This window comes from Mesorhizobium sp. YL-MeA3-2017, assembly GCF_030814575.1.
GTDB lineage: Bacteria > Pseudomonadota > Alphaproteobacteria > Rhizobiales > Rhizobiaceae > Mesorhizobium > Mesorhizobium terrae.
This window is the reverse complement of the sequence record NZ_JAUSVH010000001.1, coordinates 3,321,595-3,341,267: the sequence shown is the minus strand read 5'-3', so window position 1 is coordinate 3,341,267 and position 19,673 is coordinate 3,321,595. Positions and strand designations below refer to the sequence as shown.

The 19,673-nt window shown below is 62.2% G+C and carries 20 protein-coding genes, 1 tRNA gene and 1 pseudogene; 8 read left to right on the top strand and 14 right to left on the bottom strand.

Annotation, left to right across the window (positions count from 1 at the left end):
* Position 1: 1 nt before the first annotated feature.
* Positions 2-265, top strand: coding sequence for a DUF2274 domain-containing protein (locus QFZ88_RS16040; protein WP_024922518.1), 264 nt, complete (start codon positions 2-4; stop codon positions 263-265).
* Here QFZ88_RS16040 and QFZ88_RS16035 read toward each other — a convergent pair.
* The 7 genes and pseudogenes from QFZ88_RS16035 to QFZ88_RS16005 all read right to left on the bottom strand — a co-directional run bounded on the left by QFZ88_RS16035 (position 237) and on the right by QFZ88_RS16005 (position 4,443).
* Positions 237-935 (bottom strand): LysR family substrate-binding domain-containing protein, encoded by a 699-nt coding sequence (locus QFZ88_RS16035; protein WP_244431161.1) that lies wholly within the window; start codon positions 933-935, stop codon positions 237-239. The two genes, QFZ88_RS16040 and QFZ88_RS16035, sit on opposite strands and share 29 nt — an antisense overlap.
* Positions 936-998: 63 nt before the next feature.
* Positions 999-1,166: pseudogene (locus tag QFZ88_RS16030) on the bottom strand (LysR family transcriptional regulator); the annotation flags it as partial.
* Positions 1,167-1,174: 8 nt separating this feature from the next.
* The gene (locus tag QFZ88_RS16025) at positions 1,175-1,993 is read right to left on the bottom strand and encodes an alkylmercury lyase family protein (protein ID WP_024922516.1); all 819 of its coding nucleotides are present in this window, start codon (positions 1,991-1,993) and stop codon (positions 1,175-1,177) included.
* A gap of 33 nt (positions 1,994-2,026) precedes the next feature.
* The gene (merA, locus tag QFZ88_RS16020; protein ID WP_024922515.1) at positions 2,027-3,460 is read right to left on the bottom strand and encodes a mercury(II) reductase; all 1,434 of its coding nucleotides are present in this window, start codon (positions 3,458-3,460) and stop codon (positions 2,027-2,029) included.
* Positions 3,457-3,756 (bottom strand): mercury resistance system transport protein MerF, encoded by a 300-nt coding sequence (gene merF, locus QFZ88_RS16015; RefSeq protein ID WP_051512209.1) that lies wholly within the window; start codon positions 3,754-3,756, stop codon positions 3,457-3,459. The genes merA and merF overlap by 4 nt, the downstream gene beginning before the upstream one ends.
* Positions 3,722-4,021 carry a heavy-metal-associated domain-containing protein gene (locus QFZ88_RS16010; RefSeq protein WP_024922514.1) on the bottom strand — a complete coding sequence of 100 codons (300 nt, stop codon included), beginning with the start codon at positions 4,019-4,021 and terminating at the stop codon, positions 3,722-3,724. Before QFZ88_RS16010 ends, merF begins: the two co-directional genes overlap by 35 nt.
* A gap of 29 nt (positions 4,022-4,050) precedes the next feature.
* Positions 4,051-4,443, bottom strand: a complete 393-nt coding sequence (locus tag QFZ88_RS16005) for a mercuric transporter MerT family protein (RefSeq protein WP_024922513.1) — start codon at positions 4,441-4,443, stop codon at positions 4,051-4,053.
* A 78-nt stretch (positions 4,444-4,521) separates the two neighbouring features.
* Here QFZ88_RS16005 and QFZ88_RS16000 point away from each other — a divergent pair, with 78 nt between their 5' ends.
* The 4 genes from QFZ88_RS16000 (at position 4,522) to hisI (ending at position 7,588) form a co-directional block, all read left to right on the top strand.
* A complete protein-coding gene (locus QFZ88_RS16000; RefSeq protein WP_024922512.1) occupies positions 4,522-4,965 on the top strand; it encodes a MerR family transcriptional regulator in 444 nt (147 codons plus the stop codon).
* A gap of 100 nt (positions 4,966-5,065) precedes the next feature.
* Positions 5,066-6,412, top strand: coding sequence for a dihydrolipoyl dehydrogenase family protein (locus tag QFZ88_RS15995; protein ID WP_024922511.1), 1,347 nt, complete (start codon positions 5,066-5,068; stop codon positions 6,410-6,412).
* 268 nt (positions 6,413-6,680) lie between these two features.
* The gene (locus tag QFZ88_RS15990) at positions 6,681-7,034 is read left to right on the top strand and encodes a hypothetical protein (RefSeq protein ID WP_036257115.1); all 354 of its coding nucleotides are present in this window, start codon (positions 6,681-6,683) and stop codon (positions 7,032-7,034) included.
* 95 nt (positions 7,035-7,129) lie between these two features.
* Positions 7,130-7,588: a phosphoribosyl-AMP cyclohydrolase gene (gene hisI, locus QFZ88_RS15985; protein ID WP_024922509.1), complete on the top strand. Its 459-nt coding sequence runs from the start codon at positions 7,130-7,132 to the stop codon at positions 7,586-7,588.
* Between the two features lie 146 nt (positions 7,589-7,734).
* Here the strand turns inward: hisI and QFZ88_RS15980 are convergent.
* Positions 7,735-7,811: transfer RNA gene (locus QFZ88_RS15980), tRNA-Arg, on the bottom strand.
* Positions 7,812-8,415: 604 nt separating this feature from the next.
* Positions 8,416-9,618, bottom strand: a complete 1,203-nt coding sequence (locus tag QFZ88_RS15975) for a GGDEF domain-containing protein (protein WP_024922355.1) — start codon at positions 9,616-9,618, stop codon at positions 8,416-8,418.
* Positions 9,619-9,883: 265 nt separating this feature from the next.
* Here QFZ88_RS15975 and QFZ88_RS15970 point away from each other — a divergent pair, with 265 nt between their 5' ends.
* Positions 9,884-10,777: a DMT family transporter gene (locus tag QFZ88_RS15970; protein ID WP_024922354.1), complete on the top strand. Its 894-nt coding sequence runs from the start codon at positions 9,884-9,886 to the stop codon at positions 10,775-10,777.
* 24 nt (positions 10,778-10,801) lie between these two features.
* The gene (locus tag QFZ88_RS15965; RefSeq protein WP_024922353.1) at positions 10,802-11,548 is read left to right on the top strand and encodes a class I SAM-dependent methyltransferase; all 747 of its coding nucleotides are present in this window, start codon (positions 10,802-10,804) and stop codon (positions 11,546-11,548) included.
* Positions 11,549-12,065: 517 nt separating this feature from the next.
* Here QFZ88_RS15965 and zwf read toward each other — a convergent pair.
* From zwf to QFZ88_RS15950, 3 genes are all read right to left on the bottom strand, one after another.
* Positions 12,066-13,451 (bottom strand): glucose-6-phosphate dehydrogenase, encoded by a 1,386-nt coding sequence (gene zwf, locus QFZ88_RS15960; RefSeq protein ID WP_024922352.1) that lies wholly within the window; start codon positions 13,449-13,451, stop codon positions 12,066-12,068.
* A 13-nt stretch (positions 13,452-13,464) separates the two neighbouring features.
* Positions 13,465-14,478 (bottom strand): phosphogluconate dehydrogenase (NAD(+)-dependent, decarboxylating), encoded by a 1,014-nt coding sequence (gene gnd, locus QFZ88_RS15955; RefSeq protein ID WP_024922351.1) that lies wholly within the window; start codon positions 14,476-14,478, stop codon positions 13,465-13,467.
* Between the two features lie 194 nt (positions 14,479-14,672).
* A complete protein-coding gene (locus QFZ88_RS15950) occupies positions 14,673-14,963 on the bottom strand; it encodes a hypothetical protein (RefSeq protein WP_024922350.1) in 291 nt (96 codons plus the stop codon).
* Positions 14,964-15,710: 747 nt separating this feature from the next.
* Between QFZ88_RS15950 and QFZ88_RS15945 the strand changes: the two genes are divergently transcribed.
* A complete protein-coding gene (locus QFZ88_RS15945) occupies positions 15,711-16,556 on the top strand; it encodes a hypothetical protein (RefSeq protein WP_036257056.1) in 846 nt (281 codons plus the stop codon).
* Between the two features lie 149 nt (positions 16,557-16,705).
* Here the strand turns inward: QFZ88_RS15945 and QFZ88_RS15940 are convergent, their stop codons facing one another.
* Both QFZ88_RS15940 and pgi read right to left on the bottom strand, forming a co-directional pair.
* A complete protein-coding gene (locus QFZ88_RS15940) occupies positions 16,706-17,416 on the bottom strand; it encodes an HAD family hydrolase (RefSeq protein WP_024922348.1) in 711 nt (236 codons plus the stop codon).
* A 6-nt stretch (positions 17,417-17,422) separates the two neighbouring features.
* A complete protein-coding gene (pgi, locus tag QFZ88_RS15935) occupies positions 17,423-19,066 on the bottom strand; it encodes a glucose-6-phosphate isomerase (RefSeq protein ID WP_024922347.1) in 1,644 nt (547 codons plus the stop codon).
* Positions 19,067-19,673 lie beyond the last annotated feature (607 nt).

Sequence of the window (19,673 nt, the reverse complement as noted above, 5' to 3'; positions counted from 1 at the left end):
TATGGTGAAATTGAAGCTTGGCTCGATTACGGATGACAAGCCGGTCAAGGTCTCGTTCGAACTGCCGGCCACGGTTCACCGCGATCTCGTGGCCTATGCCCAAATACTAGCCCGCGAGACAGGAAGATCCGTGGGCGATCCGGTGAAGCTGATTCCGCCGATGATCGAGCGATTCATGGCGACCGACCGAGGATTCTTGAAGGCGCGACGCGACGGCGAACACGGGCACCCACCTGCTAGCTCGGGCTCGTCGTCGCAGAATTAGCGATCAGTCCCGGCACTGTGACGGCGTTCGATCGTCGCGACATTGTTCTGGCTAGGCTCAGCAACCGCCGTAAAGCCGGATTGTCATTGTGCGGCGACCAAATCGCGCAGAACGGCAGAATCTCCTGGCTGAGTGGGCGGTAGGCGACGCCGGGAAAGCGCGCCGCGATAGTCGCTTCGCTGGTCAGCGTGAGGCCCTGAGCCATGGCGACGAGATTCATCAAATTGTCTCGACCGACACGGCAACGTTCGACGTTGGGGTGGTGCCCAAGGTCAGCGAGGTGCTTCACCAGGTAGTCGTGGATCTCCGGACCCGGGTCGGTCTCACTGACGATAAAGTGTCGGTCTCGCAGGTCCGTCCAAGAAATCTCGCGATTTCGAGACAGGTCGTCGTCGTCTGGCAATGCTACGAAGACACGCTCATTCCAAAGATGCGCCAGATCGCATCCGTCCGCGATCGGCTCACCGGTCAGGAAGGCGACATCCAGGTGATGTCGTTGAATCGCGGCGATGTGGCCGGAGGGCCCGCCTTCAATCAGATCGGGTCGGATGGCTGGGTTTGCCGCAGCATAGGCGCGGAGGAGATCGGCGAGAAAGCCAGATGCAAGCGAGGAAAATATCCCGATGCGCACGGTGCCCGCTTCACCACGCCCAACTGAACCAACGTCCATGGCGGCATGGCCGATCTGAGTGATGGCCTTACGAGCGCGGACGAGAAATCTCTGGCCGGCTTGAGTGAGATCGACACCACCATGGTGGCGAATGAATAGAGCCGCTCCTAGTTCATCTTCCAGATCCCGAATCCGCCGGCTGATGGCGGACTCCTGAATCTTAAGCGCCTTTGCTGCGCGTCGAAAGCTACCGCGCTCTGCCGCTGCGATAAAGTAGCGAAGATGGCGCAGCTCGATTGTCAGCGAAGCGCCTTCCTCGACTTGGAAGATGCTAGCGACTCTTCCTCCGAAACTGCGCCAGGCACTGTCAGAACTGGACCAAAGATTGCGCTGCCGACTTCCAGGGCCTCTTCCATCACCAACATGACGCCGTGCCGGGATGGCGTCTGCTGATCAAGCCAACGCCGCAATTGCTCTTCCGAACAAAAGAAGGCGATCAACGGGCAACAAGAGTTTGCCGCCGCACCTCCTTCATAGGCAAAATCGTACCAGACTACGGCGCCATCGGGCGACACGTTACACAAGGTACGACCCTCATCGCCTATCGTCACCCGGACGCTTCTACCAGTTAGCCGACAGCGGGACTCGACCGTGACGTCGCTGCGATACATTCTACCAACCCCGAGTGCGTCGATGGCGCAGAGGCTGTGCAAGGTGTGGCTCTTCAGTGCGACGTGGTGACCTGTCTGTGTCTCCGTAAAAGGGTAGGCATAGAGGATCGCGTCCGTGCCGGGTTCAAGGCCCACGAGATCGCGCAGTTGCAGCTTGTGCAGAATGACGCGCATGCGCTCCTCTGGGATGTCCGAGCAGGCGGCAATCTCGCTAGCGCGAGGCGGCCGACCGGTTTCGGCGTAGAGGTCGAGGACCATCCGCCACACCAGATCCTCATTCGGTTCGAGCGCCTGCGACCACTTGTCCAGAAGTCCCGCCCGCGCCGCCATGCGCCCGCTAAGCGCATGCCGCGCGGCCGGCGTGGTAACGGCCGACCAGTCCGGGCGGCATACGCCCGGCCTGATCTCGACACTGAACTCTTCCGATGTTGTCGCGTCGATCGCCATTACTTCTTCCTCGACTGATCGTTTGGCCAATCGTCAGCCCGCGCAGCAGGACAGCTTCTTGACATCCCGGTCGAATGTCTGCGCCGCAAGCTTGAGCCCTTCGACTGTGGTCAAATACGGGAAGATCGTCTCCGCGAGGTCATCGATTGTCAGACCGCCACGAATCGCCATCGTCGCCGTCTGGATACTGTCCGCGCCTTCAGGCGCAAGGATGTGTGCCCCAAGCAGCTTGCGGGTGTCGCCGTCCGCCACAAGCTTGATCAGTCCGCGTGTATCCCGGGCCGCGAGCGCGCGGGGCACGTTGTCGAGCGAAAGCACGGAAGTGCGGACGTTGTGCCCGGCGGCACGCGCCTGCGTTTCCGTGAGACCGACGCTTCCCACCTGCGGATCGGTGAAGACTACCGCAGGCATCGCCGAGTTGTCGTAGCGGAGGCTGTTGCCGTTGAGCGCGTTCTTCGCCGCGAGCTTCGCGCCATAGGCCGCCATGTAGACGAATTGGTCCTTGCCCGTCACATCGCCGGCCGCGTAGACGCCCGCTTTGGACGTGCGCATCCGGTCGTCGACCACGATGGCGCCCACGGGCGTCCGGGCGATACCAGCTTGTTCAAGGCCAAGGCTTTCGGTGTTCGGGGCGCGACCGGTCGCAACGAGAACCCGCTCGGCGGCTAGCGTCTCTAGGTGTCCGTCCCGAACAACCGTGAGCGCGACGCCATCCTCCGTCCGACGGATCGACTCATAGGTCAGACCGCCGACGACCTTGATACCCTCGTCGGCGAGATAACCGGCGAGCGCCGCCCCGATCTCAGGCTCTGCTTCCGGCAGGAGGCGGCTGCGGAAGACAAGCGTCACCTCGACTCCCACTCGAGCAAAGGTTTGCGCGAGCTCAGCGCCGATGTAGCCACCGCCGAGCACGATCATCGAGCGTGGCAGCGCGGTCAGCTCCAGCGCCGTGGTGCTATCGAGGATTGAGATGTCCGTTATGCCCGGGATCGCCGGCAACGCCGGCCGGGTCCCGGTGGCAATGATGATACGATCCGCCGCGAAACGCTTGCCACCGGCTTCGACGACGCCATCGACGAGGCGGGCACGGCCTTCATTATATGCGATGTTGTTGTAAGATGGCAGGAGATCGGCGTACTTCGCCTGACGCAGACCCGCGACCAGTGCATCCTTTTGAGCGACCTGCGCGCCCCAGTCTGCCACCCGCGCCTGCGCGGCGATACCGGCGAACCTGGGTGCGGCGTTCGCGTGGTGCACCGCTTCTGCGGCCCGGATAAGGGCCTTCGACGGGACGCAGCCGACATTGACGCACGTCCCTCCGATCGTGCCGTGGCCGATCAACGCAACTTGCGCCCCTTGTTCTGCTGCCGTAATCGCGGCCGAGAACCCGGCGGAGCCGGCGCCGACGACGATGAGATCGTAGCGGCCGTTCCCGTTCTTTGCGCTAGGAGCGCAGCAATCACTCATGACTTGAACTTTCCTGCGTTCTTACCCGTCTCGCAGCAGTCAGGGCCAGCTGAGGCAGATGTGTTGCGTCGATAGAGCCCGATCCCCACCAGCCCGAGCGAGACGATAAGAACCGGAATCAGGACATAATCGGCCTTGCCCGCGAGCGCCGAGAGCCCGATCGCTCCCAGCACAATCCCAAGGATTGGAGTCGCGCAGCAGAGCGCCGCCACGACCGCCCCAATGCTGCCGGTTCGAAAAAGGGTGCGACTATTCACGTAATCAGCCTTTTGTCGCGCGCGCCGGATATCCGGCATTGGTCGACGCCGCAATGAGGGTCGCGACATTGGTGACCGCATCGTCGAAAGTGACCGTTGCCACTGCGCCCGACGTTCCGTTTGCCTCCTGGACCACTACTGCCTTTACGCCCGAGACCCGGGAGAGCGTTTTCTTGACAATCGGGGCGCAGAGTTCGCACGTCGCGTTATCGACGTTTAGGACAACGGTTCTTTCGGCGGCTTGGGCCGCAAAAGGCGAAAGCATGGCAATAAGCGCAGTCGCTGCGAGGATACGTCGGAACATAGATTTTCTCCTTCAGGTTAAGCGGTCGATCAGAGGAACAAGGGCGCCAGTTTCGGGAAGCCGAGTGCGACGATAACGAGCACAGTAGCCGTCCAAAGCCCGATCTTTGCGATGCGACCCGAGCTGGGTTTGGCGCAGTAGGAGCCTTCGGCGCAGGCGACTTTGGGCTTCCGGTAAACGAGATAGAACCCGTAGCCTAGGAAACTAATCGTCACGGCGGCAAAGATGGGCTGATAGGGCTCGAGGGCCGTCAGGTTACTAATCCAGGCGCCGCTGATTCCCAACGTGAACAGGGCGAAAGGTACAACGCAGCAGCTAGACGCAAGGATCGCGCCGATGATCCCACCCGCTGCAAGCCACCCCTGCGTCTTAACCTTTCCCGCATCCGGCGAGTCGACCAGTTTGGTACTGATATCGCTCATTAAAAAAAGCCCTTCAATTCGAGTCGGACACACGATAAGGTCTGTAGTGACTACAGACTCAAGAGGTTTTTTTGGGCCATGACGGATCGCGCTATCGGACGGGGTTTCAAACGAAGTGAGTTGGCGCGTCAGACGGGCTCTAATTTAGAGACAGTCCGCTACTACGAAAAAATTGGGCTTCTTCCCGAGCCGCCGCGCAGCGCTAACGACTACCGCGTTTATAACGAAGCCCATGTCCGGCGCCTCCGCTTCGTCATGCGTGGCCGCGAACTCGGTTTCAGCATCGAGGAAATCCGCGGCCTTTTAGAGTTGGTCGACGGCGGCAAACAGACGTGCGCGGAGGTCAAAGAGCGTACCGAGCACCACCTCAGTGATGTTCGCGCAAAGATCGCAGACCTCAGGCGGATCGAAAAAATTCTAGCCCAAACCGCTGCACAGTGTTCGGGTGACGCCATTCCGGAATGCCCGATCCTCGATGCGCTTTCGTCATATCCAGACGTCGGCGACGCGGGGCACCGTTGAGGCCGCGGAAATTGTCTGCCGTTTCGCCGTTGAAACCTGGTTGCGGCTGCGAAAGTCAGCTCGGTAATGCGCCCACGACGAATAAGTAGGAGAGAGACGAATGGCGAACCAATTCGACCTTGTAGTCATAGGGACCGGCACGGCAGCCATGGCCGTCGCGATGCGCGTGCGCGCAAAGAGCTGGAGCGTGGCTGTTATCGACCACCGGCCTTTCGGAGGCACCTGCGCCCTGCGGGGCTGCGACCCGAAAAAGATGCTTGTCGGCGGCGCCTCGGCTGTCGACCATGTCCGGCGCATGAGCGGCAATGGCGTTGCCGGCGACGTCCATATCGCCTGGTCCGAATTGATCGCCTTCAAGCGCACCTTCACCGACCCGGTCCCCGAAAAGCACGAACACCGTTACGAAGAAAAGGGCATCCATAGCTATCACGGTCATGCGCGCTTCGTAGGCCCGAACAGTCTGACAGTGGGTGGCGAGAGCCTTGAAGCCCGTCACGTTTTGATTGCTGCGGGCGCCGAGCCGATAAAGCTGCACATTCCCGGTGAAGAGTATTTCGTCACCAATGAGGACTTTCTGGCAATGCAGCGGCTGCCCCAACGCATCGTGTTGGTCGGCGGCGGCTATATAGCGTCAGAATTCTCCCACATCGCCGCTCGCGCAGGCGCGCAAGTGACCATTCTTCAACGTGGCCAGCGGATGCTCACGCACTTTGATCCTGACCTTGTCGGCTGGCTCATGGACAAATTCGCCGAGATCGGGGTCGATGTGCGCCTGCGGACCACTGTAGAGGCGATTGAGAAGAAGGGAGCGGGCTTTGTCGTCCACACCACATCAGAAGGTGGAGGCTCAACCTTTGAGGCCGACCTCGTTGTTCATGCGGCCGGCCGGGCACCCTCGCTGGACGGGCTTGATCTTGAGGTCGGCGGCATCGCCGTGGAAAACGGCCGGCTCAAGCTGAATGAGCACCTGCAGAGTGTCTCCAACCCAGCCGTGTACGCCGCCGGCGATGCGGCACAGAAGGGGCCGCCGCTCACTCCTGTCTCTAGCCACGACGCCAAGGTGGTCGCCGCTAACCTTCTAGAGGGCAATCGGCATACACCCGACTATCGCGGTGTGCCGAGCGTGGCCTTCACGATCCCGCCGATCGCTGCGGTCGGACTGAGCGAAGACGAAGCACGTCAGCAGGGCCTGAAATTCCAAACTAAGTCCCAGAAGGCGTCCGAGTGGTTTACTGCCCGCCAGGCCGCAGAGAAGACCTATGGCTTCAAGGTGATGGTGGAGGACGACACCGGGCGTATCCTAGGCGCACATCTTGTCGGACCGCACGCTGATGAAGTGATCAATCTGTTTGCCCTTGCGATCCGCCACGACCTAACGGCCGACAATCTGAAGACGACGATGTTCGCGTATCCCACCGGCGCCTCGGATATCGGCTACATGCTCTGAATGCCTTCGCGTTTTCTGGAATCACCGCGGACGAATTCATCTGGCTCTATTACTCGCTAAAGGACGCCGAACTGGCACGCGCGGAGCCTCGACGTAGCTATGCGCTTCATCGGCGATGCACCAACCCAGGAGCGCGGGCGCAGACATGGTGAAGCCCGGGGGCCAGCCGATCGGATCAAACTTCCGTATTGACCCTGTATTTAGTACAGGGTGTAGCAGTTTCTGATGTGACGATCGTAAATGTGAACCAACGAGCAGCGCCGCACTGATGGCTTGGCAGCGCCACCAGCGCGGAAAGTGGGGTGTCGTGAATGAAAAGCCAGCAGCCGGGCTAATGACCGCAATTGTCGTCGCGCCATTGGTCGCGCTTTGCTGCCTTGGGCCGCTTTTTATCGGCTCGGCAGTAGGTGGTGTCGTGGGCTGGCTTAGCGGACAGGGTCTTGCATTGATCGCCGTGCTCGCGTTCTTGGCCGCAGCCATCGGCTACGCCGTGATGCGTTGGCGCAGGGCTTCATCCATTCGAGTGGACGCCGGCTCGACTTGCGCATGCGATGTATCTGAGGCGCGGCAGGACGTCGAGCTTGATGTCGTCAAGCCTGCGAACGAACGGCGGACCCGCTAATCGCAACAATCCGGGCGGTCCGCAGCGCACGGTGGCGATCGCTCAGGCCGGACGATCATCCATAGAACTGGTACGTCCCATTCAAGAAATGCCACATGCCACTGGAAGATCAGCAACCTGACCCATTAAGAGCGGACCCCGCGGAGATGATCGAAGAATGCTCGCCCCTGTTGCCAGGGTTCAATGAGGACGGGCTCATTCCCGCTGTCGCGACAGATGTCGCGAGTGGAGTGGTGCTGATGCTGGCGTGGATGAATGCGGAGGCGTTGAACAAGACGATCGAGACCGGCCAGGCCTGGTACTGGAGCCGGTCCCGCCAGCAACTCTGGCATAAGGGCGCGACCAGCGGGCAGATCCAGCAGGTCGAGGAACTGCGCATCGACTGTGATCAGGACGCGGTCTGGCTCAGGGTGCGCGTCGCGGGCGACGGCGGCTGTTGCCACACCGGCCGAACCAGTTGTTTCTATCGCCGAATCGTGGCCGGGCCGGAGGGCCCGACGCTCCGCCGTCCCACGCTCGGGCATTGTCGCGCTGAGAGGCCGCCTCGGAAATGAGATAATAAGCTGTACATGCCCGTTGCGGCAGCACCCGACGGGCAACGACGACCCTGCTGCCACTAGCCGCAACCATTGCCGCCGTGTGTTTACACGCGCGAAGTGGGAGCGAAGCGAGCGATTGGTTCTATGGCCATCAAGAGAGATGGCGCACCCGACACGATTCGAACGTGTGGCCTCCACCTTCGGAGGGTGGCGCTCTATCCAGCTGAGCTACGGGTGCATCGGTGTTCAGATAGTGCCCGAGATCGAGCAGGGTCAATCTCGAATTCAACGATCGAATCGACTCAATCAGAGCGGGGCTTGAGCCGGGCCGATTGTCGCCGTTCGTACTCCACAACCTCCTTTCGGTTTGCTTCCGTGGTGCTTCCGCGACCTCGAACGCGATATTCGTCCACCCTTCGAGTTTTGCCAATCGCTTGGTTTCGCTCGATTTTTACGACACCCTCGATCGGCAGAAAGAGCTTGCGTTTGCCTTCGGAGGGCAGCGCTCTATCCAGCTGAGCTACGGGTGCTTTCGAAGCCGAAGGATGGCCTGGAAAACCGGCCGGCGAATGCCGCCAGCAACGGCTTCTTAGCGGAAGCCGCCCGAAGCTTCAACGCAGAAATGGAATGGTAGTGAAGCGCATGCTGAGAGATAGCAGTGTGCTGATGAAGAGCGGCGGCACCTGGCGAGCCAGACGACCAGCAGACTCTACGCCATACCTTCCGGAGGGCGCTGGGGGCACGCTCTGCGACTGGCGCCGGCGCTTTGGCTCAGTCATTTCCTGCCTGCGTTGAAGCAGGCTGCCGGCTAGGCGAACCGCAACCGCCGAGACAGGTAGCCTTCACGAAGCGTTCGACGCCACCAGCTTGAGGTGGCTTTGCATCGCCGCCTTGCGGTTCTTCAGCCCCGAAATTGCGTAGTCGTCGCGCCCAGCGGCCTTGGCGCGGTAGAGCGCCTCGTCCGCCTTGGCGGTGAGGTCGACGGCGGCGACATAGATGTCGGGCGACCATTCGGCGACACCGACGCTGATGGTGAAACGCTCGTCGTCCTCGGCCTTGCCGCTGCCTTCGCGCACGGTGGCGACGAGTGCCGCGGCCACCTTTTCCGCCTGGCGGGCGGTCGTCTCCGGCAACAGGATGGCGAACTCGTCGCCGCCAAGCCGGAAAACCGTGTCGCTCGAGCGCACGGTGGCGGTGGCGATGGCGCCGAACTGGCGCAGGATGCGGTCGCCGAAAGCATGGCCGTGGGTGTCGTTGAAACGCTTGAAATGATCGATGTCGATCAGCATCAGCGAGAAATGGCGGCCAGTGCGGCGCGAGCGCTGATCCTCGCCCTGCAAGGTGGCGAGGAATTGCCGGCGGTTGGGCACGCCGGTGAGGTCGTCGGTCATCGCCATCTCGGCCAGTTCCTCGCGCAGGCGGCCGATCGACATGACGGTGAAGCCGAAATTCCAGACCACGCCCGAGAAGATGACGCACAACAGCGCGTAGGATTCGATCGTGGAATAGAAATCCTGGTCGACGTTGCCCAGCATCAGGCCGATGTTCAGGCCACTCTCGATGACATGGCCGAGCACGCCGACGATCATGGCGGTGGCGGCGATCATGGCACCGAGATCGCGGCGCTGCTGGCTGATCAGATAATAGGCGGCGATGACCAGCGGAACCGACTGGCCGCCTGCATAGACGAGGTTGCGGCCCTGCAGGCTTCCAAACAAAAGCACGAGCAGGAACAGGCTGCCGGCGGTGATGGCGGCACTTGCCTTCCAACCACCCGAGAGGCCGTAGAACACACGCACGCCGACCCAGAACAGGCAGAAGCCGTAGATGACGAAGCCGTTGCCGACCACGGCCGGCACATAGCTGCCCTCATTGCCCTGGAGGGCGAGCACGGAGCCGCCGATTGTGGAAAGAACGCAGGCGCCCAGCCAGACGCGCGCTGCCGCGAAATTGCGATAGCGATAGGCAATCGCGCCCCAGATGATCGCAACCGTCAGCGAGTTGAGCAGGATGACGATGTAGAGTGTCAGAAAGTCGAGTTTCATAAGAGCGGCCCCTCGACCCTCCTCCTAAGGACCGCGGCTTGCCCGCCTGTTAAGATGATGTCTCCATCTTGTTTCAAATCCGCGACAATGCCGGCCGTTGCGGCTTCGAATGTCGCTTCGTTGCGCCCACGCGCCTGTGGACGAACCGGAATTCCACACAATCGGCGCGCCGCGGCGCCGCGAAGCGGAGTATCGATAGGCAAACGGCCGAACGCCGCAACCACCATGACGGTACGGCGGCCGTCGCAGAACCCGGCGAGGCGAAATGCCCATCCACGAACTCGCGGCGCTCGGCGCCGCCGTCTGCTGGGCGCTCACCGGCATCATCTCGGCGGGGCCGGCCGGTCATCTCGGCGCGCCCGCCTTCAACCGCGTCCGGCAGATCTTCGTCACCGCCATGCTGGCGCTTTACGTGCTTGCCACCGGCGCCTGGCGCGAACTCGACGCAGCCAATGTGTGGCCGCTTTTGGCGTCGGGCCTGATCGGCATCTTCATCGGCGACACGCTGCTGTTCGCCACGCTGAACCGGGTCGGCCCGCGGCGCTCGGGCATATTGTTCGCGCTCAACGCGCCCATCGCGGCGATGCTCGGCTGGCTGCTGCTTGGCGAAACGCTGAGCACGAAGGCGGTGTTCGGCATCGCCTTGATCGTTGGCGGCGTGCTGCTCGCCATCCTGTTCGGCAAGCGCCGCTCGCAATTGCATCAATGGGAAACGGTCAAGGGCCCGCTCTGGATCGGCGTCGCGCTCGGCCTCGGCGCCGCAACCGGCCAGGCCATCGGCTCCATCATCGCCCGGCCTGTCATGGCGACGGGCATCGATCCGTTCCTCGCCTCCATGCTCAGGGTCGGCATCGCGGCCGCGTTCCTCAGCATTCTCATTCAATTGCCCATCCCGGCGCTGAAGCCGAAAGGCCCGCTGACGTGGAAAGTGGCGGCCCTGACGGCGCTGACCGGCATTCTGGCGCTGGCCATCGGCATGACCTTGCTGTTGTTCGCGCTGTCCGGCGGCAAGGTCGGCATCGTCTCGACGCTGTCGGCGACCTCGCCCGTCATCATCCTGCCGCTGCTGTGGCTGCGCACCGGCGAACGGCCGGCAGCAGGCGCGTGGGCGGGTGCGGCACTGGTGGTGGCCGGCATGGCGCTGATCTTCATGAAGTGACGCGGCCGCGCTAGGCTGAGAGCCATGACCCTGCCCTTGCCAGCCAAGCCGGCCGAAACGCCCGAAGCCGATGCAACAGCCTTCATCCTGGCCAATCTGCCGCTGGCGCCAGTTCCCGGCATTGCCGAAATCCGGCTGCATGGCGCACAGCCGTCGAGCGGGTTGCGGCGTCTCGCGGAAATGGCCGGCGGGTCGACCGGCGCGGGGCGCTCGCCTTACTGGGCCTATCATTGGGCCGGCGGCACCGTGCTGGCGCGTTATCTGCTCGACCATCCTGAAACAGTTCGCGGGCGGGCTGTGCTGGACCTTGGCACCGGCTCCGGCCTTGTCGCCATCGCCGCCGCCAGGGCCGGCGCCAGCAGTGTGACGGGCGTGGACATCGACGCGCATGCGATCATTGCAGCACGCCTCAATGCAGCGTTGAACGATGTGACGTTTGAAACCCTGCAGGCCGACCTGACCGCCGGAGAACCGCCATCCGTCGACCTGATAACGGTCGGCGACCTGTTTTATGACCGAAGCCTTGCGCGGCGCGTCACCGCCTTCCTTGATCGTTGCCTCGCCATGGGCATCACCGTTCTGGTCGGCGATCCGGGCCGTGCCCATCTGCCCCGTCAGAGGCTGGCGGCGATCGCCGAATATCAGGTATCGGATTTCGGTGAAGCGGGTGCCGGGACGCCGGCGACCGTGTTTGCGTTTAGCGCTGAGCACAGCGCCTTCCCTTCTCCCCTTGCGGGAGAAGGTGCCCTAGCCGAAGGCGAGGGCGGATGAGGGGTGTTGGACGGAGTGCTACCGTGCAAGTTGTGCGGTGAGTTTACCGAACGCTCATTCTGAAGCGCCTCGTTTCTTCCAGCACCCCTCATCCGACCTCGCCTTCGGCTCGGCCACCTTCTCCCGCAAGGGGAGAAGGAGACTCCACCCCACAGCATCAACCCTCGCTACAGAACGCCTTTCCACGCAGCCTGTGATTGCCCGGTGGATAACCCCGGATTTTGCGCGAATGGCGGAAAAAACAGAATTCCATGCTTCGCCAATGGGCGTTTCCGGGCGCAAGCTGAAAAAAGCTTCCGGTGATTCCTCCCGTTCCACCGGTTGTGTTCTTCCCTCCCGAGAGGCGCTGGCGCCTCAGCTTCGGCCGGGACGCTCGAAGCGTCCCGGTCTTTTTCTATGCAGTCGCTAGAGCGCCGCGCGTCCGATTGGACGCGCAAAGGACGCTCTAACATTTTGAATCTGCTGCATCGTGCCTACCGAAAATCGATTCCGATTTTCTGGCCGATGCAGTAGGCGCTCACTTCGCCGGATCGACCCAGCCGTTCGGCGGCCCGAACTTCGCCATCGCCTCGGCCGGACCCCAGGTGCCCGGCTCGTAGATCGCCGGCTGGCTCTTGTCGTCCAGCACGGGCCCGACGATGCGCCAGGCAGCCTCGGAGGCGTCCTGGCGGGTGAACAGGCGTATGTCGCCGTTCATGGCGTCGCCGATCAGGCGCTCATACGGCTCCATGTCGCCGGCCGAATCGTCCACGGCCGAAAGCTCCACCTGCTCGCCCACCATCTCGTCGCCGGCCAGCTTGCGGCGGGCGCCGATGCTGATGGAGATTTCCGGGTTGATGCGGAAGCGCAGATAGTTGGCCTCGTCCGGCGCGATGGCGTCGAACACGTCGAGCGGCGGCCGCTTCAGCTTGACCACCACTTCGGTGGCGCGCACCGGCAGGTTCTTGCCGGCGCGAATGAAGAACGGAACGTCCTGCCAGCGCCAGGTGTCGACGAGGAAGCGCACCGCGGCGAAAGTCTCCACCGTGGAGCCCGGCGCCACGCCCGGCTCCTGCAGATAGCCGGCAAACTGTCCGCGCACCACATCGTCCTTGGCCAGCGTGCGAACGGCCTTCAGGACCTGCACCTTCTCGTCGATCAGGTCTTCGGCCGAGCGGCCCGATGGCGGCTCCATGGCCAGCAAGAGCAGGATGTTGAGCAGATGGTTCTCGATGACGTCGCGGATACAGCCGACCTCGTCGTAGAACTTGCCGCGCCCCTGCACGCCGAAATCCTCGGCCATGGTGATCTGCACGCTCTCGACATAGTTGCGGTTCCAGATCGGTTCGAGGAAGGAGTTGGCGAAGCGGAAATAGAGCAGGTTCTGGATCGCCTCCTTGCCGAGATAATGGTCGATGCGGAAGATCGAGTTCTCGTCGAAGACGATGTGCAGCACCCGGTTCAACCAGCGCGCCGACTGCAGGTCGCGGCCGAACGGCTTTTCCACCATCAGCCTGGCGCCGGCGGCGCCGCCCGACTGCTCCAGCCCCTGCACCACCGGCTCGAACATCGACGGCGGCACGGCCAGATAATAGAGCGGGTGGCGGAAGCCGGTCAGCGCGTCCTTCAATTTGTCGAAGGTTTCCTGGCTGCGATAATCGCCGCTGACATAACGCAGCAGGCCGGCGAGCTTGGCGAACACCGCCTCGTCCACCGTGCCGATCGCGGCCTGGATGCCGTCGCGGGCGCGCGCCGCCAGTTGCTCGACCGTCCAACTGTCGAAGGCGATGCCGATGATCGGCTCGGTCAGGTGGCCGCGCGCCACCATGGAATAGAGCGCGGGAAAGATCTTCTTGTGCGCCAGGTCGCCGGTGGCGCCGAACAGCACAAGCACGTCGGATCGGGGTTCAGCCGCAACAGCCATGGTCGTTATCCCCTCACGCGCCGTTTTTCGGCTTTTCGAGATGGCCGCCGAAGGCATAACGCATCGCAGACAGGAGCTTGTCGGCGAAGGCGGACTCGCCCTGCGAGGAGAAGCGGTCGAACAGAGCCGACGACAACACCGGCGCCGGCACGCCGGTGTCGATGGCGGCCTTGAGCGTCCAGCGGCCTTCGCCGGAATCGGAGACGCGGCCGCCGAACTGCGCCAGCGCAGGGTCGGCCTTGAGCGCGCTGGCGGTGAGATCGAGCAGCCATGAGCCGATCACCGAACCGTGGCGCCACACTTCGGTGACCGCGGGCAGGTCGATGTCGAACTGGTAATATTGCGGCTCGCTGAGCGGCGAGGTCTCGGCGTCGGCGCTGCGGTCGGCCTTGCCGGAATTGGCGGCCTTCAGGATATTCACGCCCTCGGCATAGGCGGCCATGACGCCATATTCGATGCCGTTATGCACCATCTTGACGAAGTGGCCGGCGCCGCTCGGGCCGCAGTGCAGGTAGCCGAAAGGCGCGGTGCCCGCCGCCTTGTCGGGATTGGCGCCATGGTCGGCGCCGGGCGCCAGCGAAGCGAGGATCGGGTCGAGATGTTTCACCGCATCGTCGGGACCGCCGATCATCAGGCAGTAGCCGCGTTCCAGCCCCCAGACGCCGCCGCTGGTGCCGACATCGACGAAAGCCAGGCCCTTGGTCGCGAACTTCGCCGCCTGGTCGACCGCGTCGCGATAGTTGGAATTGCCGCCATCGATGATGATGTCGCCCTTGTCCATGAACGCCGCCACCTGGTCGGCGACCTTGCCGGTGATGGCGGCCGGCAGCATCAGCCAGACCGCGCGCGGCTTGGCCAGCTTGCCGACGAACTCCTCCAGCGAGCCGGCGCCAGTGGCACCTTCCTTGACCAGGGCTTCGACGCTGGCCGGGTTGATATCGTAGACGACGCATTCATGGCCGTCGCGCTGCAGGCGCCTGACCATGTTGGCGCCCATCCTGCCCAGTCCCATCATTCCGATCTGCATGTTCGCTTCCTGCTCGCTGAAATTGGCCTGCCCGATCGCCCTGCCCGCCGGCTTCGGGCCGACGCAACCGAGACGCCGACAATCTCCGATCCGTCGCCATCAAGCCAGAAGAATGTGAAGGGGATTTCAAAGGAACGGCGCCGGGCCCGTTCTTCGCGATCGGGAATGGCACACACGGCGCCGCGCCATTTGCCTCAGGCGCACATCGGCGCCGGTTCCTCGAGCCGGTAGATCAGGCCCGGTTGCACGATCCATTCGCCGGGACGAAGCGCTTCGACGGCGAAGCGTCCGGTCGCGGTGCGCGGCATGACGCCGGCGAAACGGTAACGGCGGCCGCCCTCGTCGAGGACCGCGTCGCGGATCGGCTCGCCGGCGAGGTGCCCGACCACGGGGCCGACCGCCTTCAAATTGGCCAGGACAAAATACTCCGTCGGTATGGAGTTGGTCCTGGTCAGGAAGCGGAACTGGGAGACGGGTCTTTGCATGGAACGGGGATCGCGGCACTTCCAGCCGGCCACAGCCGCCAATGGCCGGACCGTCTGCATGGGAACCCCATTGGATTACCGCGTGCGCGGATAAGAATTCGAGACGGGATCGAGGCGCAAAAGATCAAGAAAAGATAAGGAGCTGTGGCGGGCGAGCCATTGGCGATCGGCCTGCCGTCATCAAGCCAGAAGAATGTGGAGGGGATTTCGAACCGGGTGGCCTCCCTTGCCGGCGCCCTGGTCGACCAGCACGGCAGGCTGAAGAAGCGGCGAACCACTCTGCGCCCGTCATTCCGGGCAAGCGAGGCGAAGCCGAGTGCCGACCCGGAACCCATTGAGAAGCGCGGCCGGGAACGAAGATCGTGCCGATGGGAATGAAGCACGCAGCGCCGGTTCGGCTGCATGAACGGTTCAGAACGAGGACCGGGCCGTGCCTTACGATGTTGCGACCAATGGGTTCCGGATAGCCTTCGCTGCGCTTCGGCTTCCGGAATGACGACAGCGCTACCCCTCAACGCTCATAGCGTCGGGTTTGTGGGCGTCACTCTCTACCCCGATGCCAGCCTTCGATGGTGCAGCCGCTCAGCTGTTCGGCGACGTTGACGGGAACGTGCCTCACCGTCTCGGCGAAGGTCCACAGATGGCCTTCCGGATCGCGGGCCCGATATCTCGCGTCCTCCACGATTTATTATGAGATTATGTTAGCAATGACTGTTAGTTATTAACTAAGCGCATTATCTCAGATAGATGGCCAACGATCACAAACTTGCACTTCTAGAGAACAGCATCTCTTATTTTAGAGAGGCCGTACGCTATGCTCACCGAGAAGAGCACAGCGCTGATAAATGGAAATTTGCGATTGTTAATGTTGTTCAGGCAATGGAGTTAGCCTTCAAGGAATATTTGAGGCTTATCCATCCAGCATTCGTTTTAGAATCCATAGACAAACCCGGCAAGACCGTTGGGATAAATTTAGCGCTTTCTCGAATAAAAGATCCAACAATAGGAAACATTTCGATCAGCGATGTCGATCATTTAAAGATTCGATCTGCGATAAATTTACGAAATGAACTGGTCCATTATGAATTCGATCATGGAATAGAGGCAACTGAGGCGAAGTTCTCGGAGATATTCGCTTTCGTGATTTTCTTTTATCGCGAGCATTTGGATCTCACCCCTCCAGATTTCATAGACGAGGATGACCTCCAGAAAATTCTACAACGTGTTAAGGCTCGCGCCGAAATGCTCCAAAAGGCGCGCATCTACGCAAAGAGCAATGAAGGGGAAGTCTGGCTTTGCCCAGAATGCAATGAAGACACGTTTATCGTTGCCGAGGAGCAATGTTGCTTCTGCCAGCGGAGAGAACTTGTATCAGACTGTGAATCGTGCGGGCAAATGGTGTTTGCTTGTGATGTGATAGAAACGGACAGCTTCCTTGAGTGGGATTATGATGAAGGTCGAATGACACTGATTGAGCGTTATGATTTGCCGGCAACTTGTTGTCCTGAGTGCAGCTCTGGCATCACGGCCAAAATCGAGGATTTCAGGCGCGCCCAATATTATGAAGATTTGGCGAAGGAAAGTCGTAGATAGTAGAAGGTTTTTTGGTAAATCGACGATTAACAGTCGATATCGCTGACGCGATCATCGCTCCAACATAGACCAACTCCCGAGGTAGCTTGGGTCGTCTAAATTCAGAGAGCTGAGTACCAGGTCCTTTGCCTTGTATCGCTATCGCCTCCTCACCCCCGCCCGGCCAGAAACGCCGGCAGGTCGGCGACCGAGGCCAGCACGACGTCGGCGAGCGGGGCCAGCGATTCGCGCGTGCCGGTGCCGGACAGGACACCGACCGCCAGGCCGCAGCCGCCGGCGCGGGCCATGTCGAGGTCGTGACGATTGTCGCCGACCATGGCAACCTCGGACGGCTTCAGACCGGTGAGGTCGCAGAAGGCCAGCACCGCGTCCGGCGCCGGCTTCGGGTTGGCGACCGCGTCATAGCCATAGGCGGCGTCGAACAGCTGCGCCATGCCGATCGCGGAAAGTGTGCGCTCGCAGCCGGCGGTCGAATCGTTGGTGGCGACCCCCAGCCGGTAGGATTTCGCATGCAACGCCGCCAGCGCTCCGGCGATGCCCGGCAGCGGCACGGCCATTGCCGAGCCCTGTTCGGTGCTGATTTCGTTGAAATGGTCCAGCGCCTCGCGCTGTTCGGCCGCCGACAATTCCGGGAACCACAGCGCGATGATGTCGGCATTGGTGCCGGCTGCGAAGATGGAATCGGCCTTGAAACCCTTGGTCTCGAAATCATAACCGGCCTTGGCCAGCAATTCGTCGGCCTTGGCGCGGTCGCCAGCCGCCGCCTCCAGCGCCATGCGGTCCGCCACCCCCGACCAGGTGGCGTGAAAATCGATCAGTGTCCCGTCCTTGTCGAAAAGGATGCCCTTGATGCCCGCCAAAATTTCTTACTCCCGTCCGCTTAGCCGGTGAATATGTCCCACCAGCCCGGCGGTCGAGGCATCCCTCCTGGCGGCATTCTCCTTGCCCTCAACGACAGGAAGCAGGCTTGTCGCCAGTTCCTTGCCGAGTTCGACGCCCCACTGGTCGAAGGAATTGATGTCATAGAGCGTGCCCTCGACGAAGACGCGGTGTTCGTAAAGCGCGATCAGCCGGCCGAAAGTGCGCGGGTCGAGCTTGCGGTAGAGAATGGTGAGCGACGGCCGATTGCCCGAGAAGACCCGGTGCGGGGCGATCTTGTCGACCTGCTCGGGCTTCATGCCCTTGGCCAGCATCTGGGCGCGCGCCTCTTCCAGCGTGCGGCCTTTCATCAACGCTTCCGACTGCGCCACGACATTGGCGAGCAGGAGATCGTGATGGTGCTTCAGGTCCGGCTCGTGGCCGACAGCGGCGGCGATGAACTCGACCGGGATGATGTCGGTGCCCTGGTGCAGCAACTGGAAGAAGGCGTGCTGGCCATTGGTGCCGGGCTCGCCCCACACCAGCGGGCCGGTCGGCGTCACCGCGCCGGCGCTGTCCAGCATGACGCTCTTGCCGTTCGATTCCATATCGAGCTGCTGGAGATAGGCCGGCAGGCGCGACAGGCGCTGGTCGTAGGGAATGACCGCGCGGGCCGGGTAGCCGCAGACGACGCGATGCCAGAACCCGACCAGGCCGAGCAGCACCGGCAGGTTCCTGGTCAGCGGCGCGGCGACGAAATGCTCGTCCATCTCATGCGCGCCGGAAAGCATGGCGCGGAAGTTTTCCGGCCCGACGGCGATCATCACCGGCAGGCCGATGGCGCCCCACACCGAATAACGCCCGCCAACCCAGTCCCAGAAGCCGAACACACGGTCCTTCTCGATGCCGAACTTGGCGACGAGGTCGAGCGCGGTGGAGACGGCGGCGAAATGCTTGCCGACCGCTTCCTTGCCGAGCTTGGCCTCCACCCATTTGCGCGCCGTTTCGGCGTTGGTCATGGTCTCGACGGTGGTGAAGGTCTTGGAGGCGACGATGAACAAGGTCGTCTCCGCCGACAGGCCCTTCAGCGTGTCATGCATATGGGCGCCGTCGATGTTGGAGACGTAGTGCGCGCGCGGCCCGTCGTGATAGGGAGCGAGCGCCAGCGTCGCCATGACAGGGCCAAGGTCGGAGCCGCCGATGCCGATGTTGACGATGTCGGTGATCTTCTTGCCGGTATGGCCGGCCGCCTTGCCCGAGCGGATCGCGTCGGCGAAGACGCTCATCGCGTCGAGCACCGAGCGGACGTCCTTCTGCACGTCCTGGCCGTCGACGGTAAGCCCCTTGCCGGAGAGATTGCGCAGCGCCGTGTGCAATACGGCGCGGTCCTCGGTAATGTTGATATGTTTGCCGGCAAACATCGCAGCGCGCCTGCCTTCGACATCGGCGGCCTTGGCTAGGCCCTCGAGCAACTCCATGGTCCGGGCGTCGACCGCGCATTTCGACCAGTCGAGCAGAAGGTCGCCGTCCAGCGCCGAGAAGCGCTTGAAGCGGTCCGGATCGGCGGCGAAGACCGCGCGCATGTTCATCGATGTGGCGGCGCGATGGGCGCGAAGGGCGGCGAGCTGTTTGTCGAAAGCGGTGCGGTCCACGGCGATCTCCGGAGGTAGCGGGGGTGGTTCGGCCGCAGTCTAGCAGAGCGAATGCGGCAAGCGAGAGGCTGGTGACGAACTTATCTCGCGGAGTTTCAATCGGTTCAAGCGCCTCGTCGGAGCACCACGGGGCTTTGCTCATCCTTGCACGACATATGACGATCGAAATTCGTCGCCACTGTCGGTCTGGTTCCACGCCCCTGTGCCAAATACCACCGTTCCGGCATGGATTCCCGACACTCTCCGGTCGCTTCGCTCCCTCACGAGGTCGGGAATAACGGAAGGCAAGGGACGTCTCGGCCGATCTCCAGCGCTGGGGATAGGCCAGCGTTCTCGATTTGCACGAGGCAAGGAAAGCTCGTCATTCCCGACCTCGTGAGCGACCGTAGGGAGCGGAGAGTGTCGGGAATCCATGCCGGAACGGGAAATTGTCGCGCGATGCCCGTGTCACGACACTAGCGGTGACCAACATCAACCAAAGCGAGAAATTTCTACCCTCCGTTGTTCACGGCGGGGAATGAAGGATCACTGGCATAAATCCCAGCGATCAGAAAAATTGATTGGCGCAACCCCTTGTACCAATCATACAGTTCACTGGTCCACAAAA

Excerpts from the sequence above, each read along its gene's own strand:
- QFZ88_RS15990 (WP_036257115.1), top strand. The coding sequence starts at position 6,681 with ATGGCTTGGCAGCGCCACCAGCGCGGAAAGTGGGGTGTCGTGAATGAA.
- merA (WP_024922515.1), bottom strand. The coding sequence starts at position 3,460 with ATGAGTGATTGCTGCGCTCCTAGCGCAAAGAACGGGAACGGCCGCTAC.
- QFZ88_RS16025 (WP_024922516.1), bottom strand. The coding sequence starts at position 1,993 with ATGGCGATCGACGCGACAACATCGGAAGAGTTCAGTGTCGAGATCAGG.
- gnd (WP_024922351.1), bottom strand. The coding sequence starts at position 14,478 with ATGCAGATCGGAATGATGGGACTGGGCAGGATGGGCGCCAACATGGTC.
- QFZ88_RS16000 (WP_024922512.1), top strand. The coding sequence starts at position 4,522 with ATGACGGATCGCGCTATCGGACGGGGTTTCAAACGAAGTGAGTTGGCG.
- QFZ88_RS15970 (WP_024922354.1), top strand. The coding sequence starts at position 9,884 with ATGCCCATCCACGAACTCGCGGCGCTCGGCGCCGCCGTCTGCTGGGCG.
- zwf (WP_024922352.1), bottom strand. The coding sequence starts at position 13,451 with ATGGCTGTTGCGGCTGAACCCCGATCCGACGTGCTTGTGCTGTTCGGC.
- QFZ88_RS15965 (WP_024922353.1), top strand. The coding sequence starts at position 10,802 with ATGACCCTGCCCTTGCCAGCCAAGCCGGCCGAAACGCCCGAAGCCGAT.
- QFZ88_RS15975 (WP_024922355.1), bottom strand. The coding sequence starts at position 9,618 with ATGAAACTCGACTTTCTGACACTCTACATCGTCATCCTGCTCAACTCG.
- QFZ88_RS16035 (WP_244431161.1), bottom strand. The coding sequence starts at position 935 with ATGGACGTTGGTTCAGTTGGGCGTGGTGAAGCGGGCACCGTGCGCATC.
- QFZ88_RS16010 (WP_024922514.1), bottom strand. The coding sequence starts at position 4,021 with ATGTTCCGACGTATCCTCGCAGCGACTGCGCTTATTGCCATGCTTTCG.
- QFZ88_RS15995 (WP_024922511.1), top strand. The coding sequence starts at position 5,066 with ATGGCGAACCAATTCGACCTTGTAGTCATAGGGACCGGCACGGCAGCC.
- QFZ88_RS15945 (WP_036257056.1), top strand. The coding sequence starts at position 15,711 with ATGGCCAACGATCACAAACTTGCACTTCTAGAGAACAGCATCTCTTAT.
- QFZ88_RS16005 (WP_024922513.1), bottom strand. The coding sequence starts at position 4,443 with ATGAGCGATATCAGTACCAAACTGGTCGACTCGCCGGATGCGGGAAAG.
- hisI (WP_024922509.1), top strand. The coding sequence starts at position 7,130 with ATGCCACTGGAAGATCAGCAACCTGACCCATTAAGAGCGGACCCCGCG.
- QFZ88_RS15950 (WP_024922350.1), bottom strand. The coding sequence starts at position 14,963 with ATGCAAAGACCCGTCTCCCAGTTCCGCTTCCTGACCAGGACCAACTCC.
- QFZ88_RS16040 (WP_024922518.1), top strand. The coding sequence starts at position 2 with ATGGTGAAATTGAAGCTTGGCTCGATTACGGATGACAAGCCGGTCAAG.
- merF (WP_051512209.1), bottom strand. The coding sequence starts at position 3,756 with ATGCCGGATATCCGGCGCGCGCGACAAAAGGCTGATTACGTGAATAGT.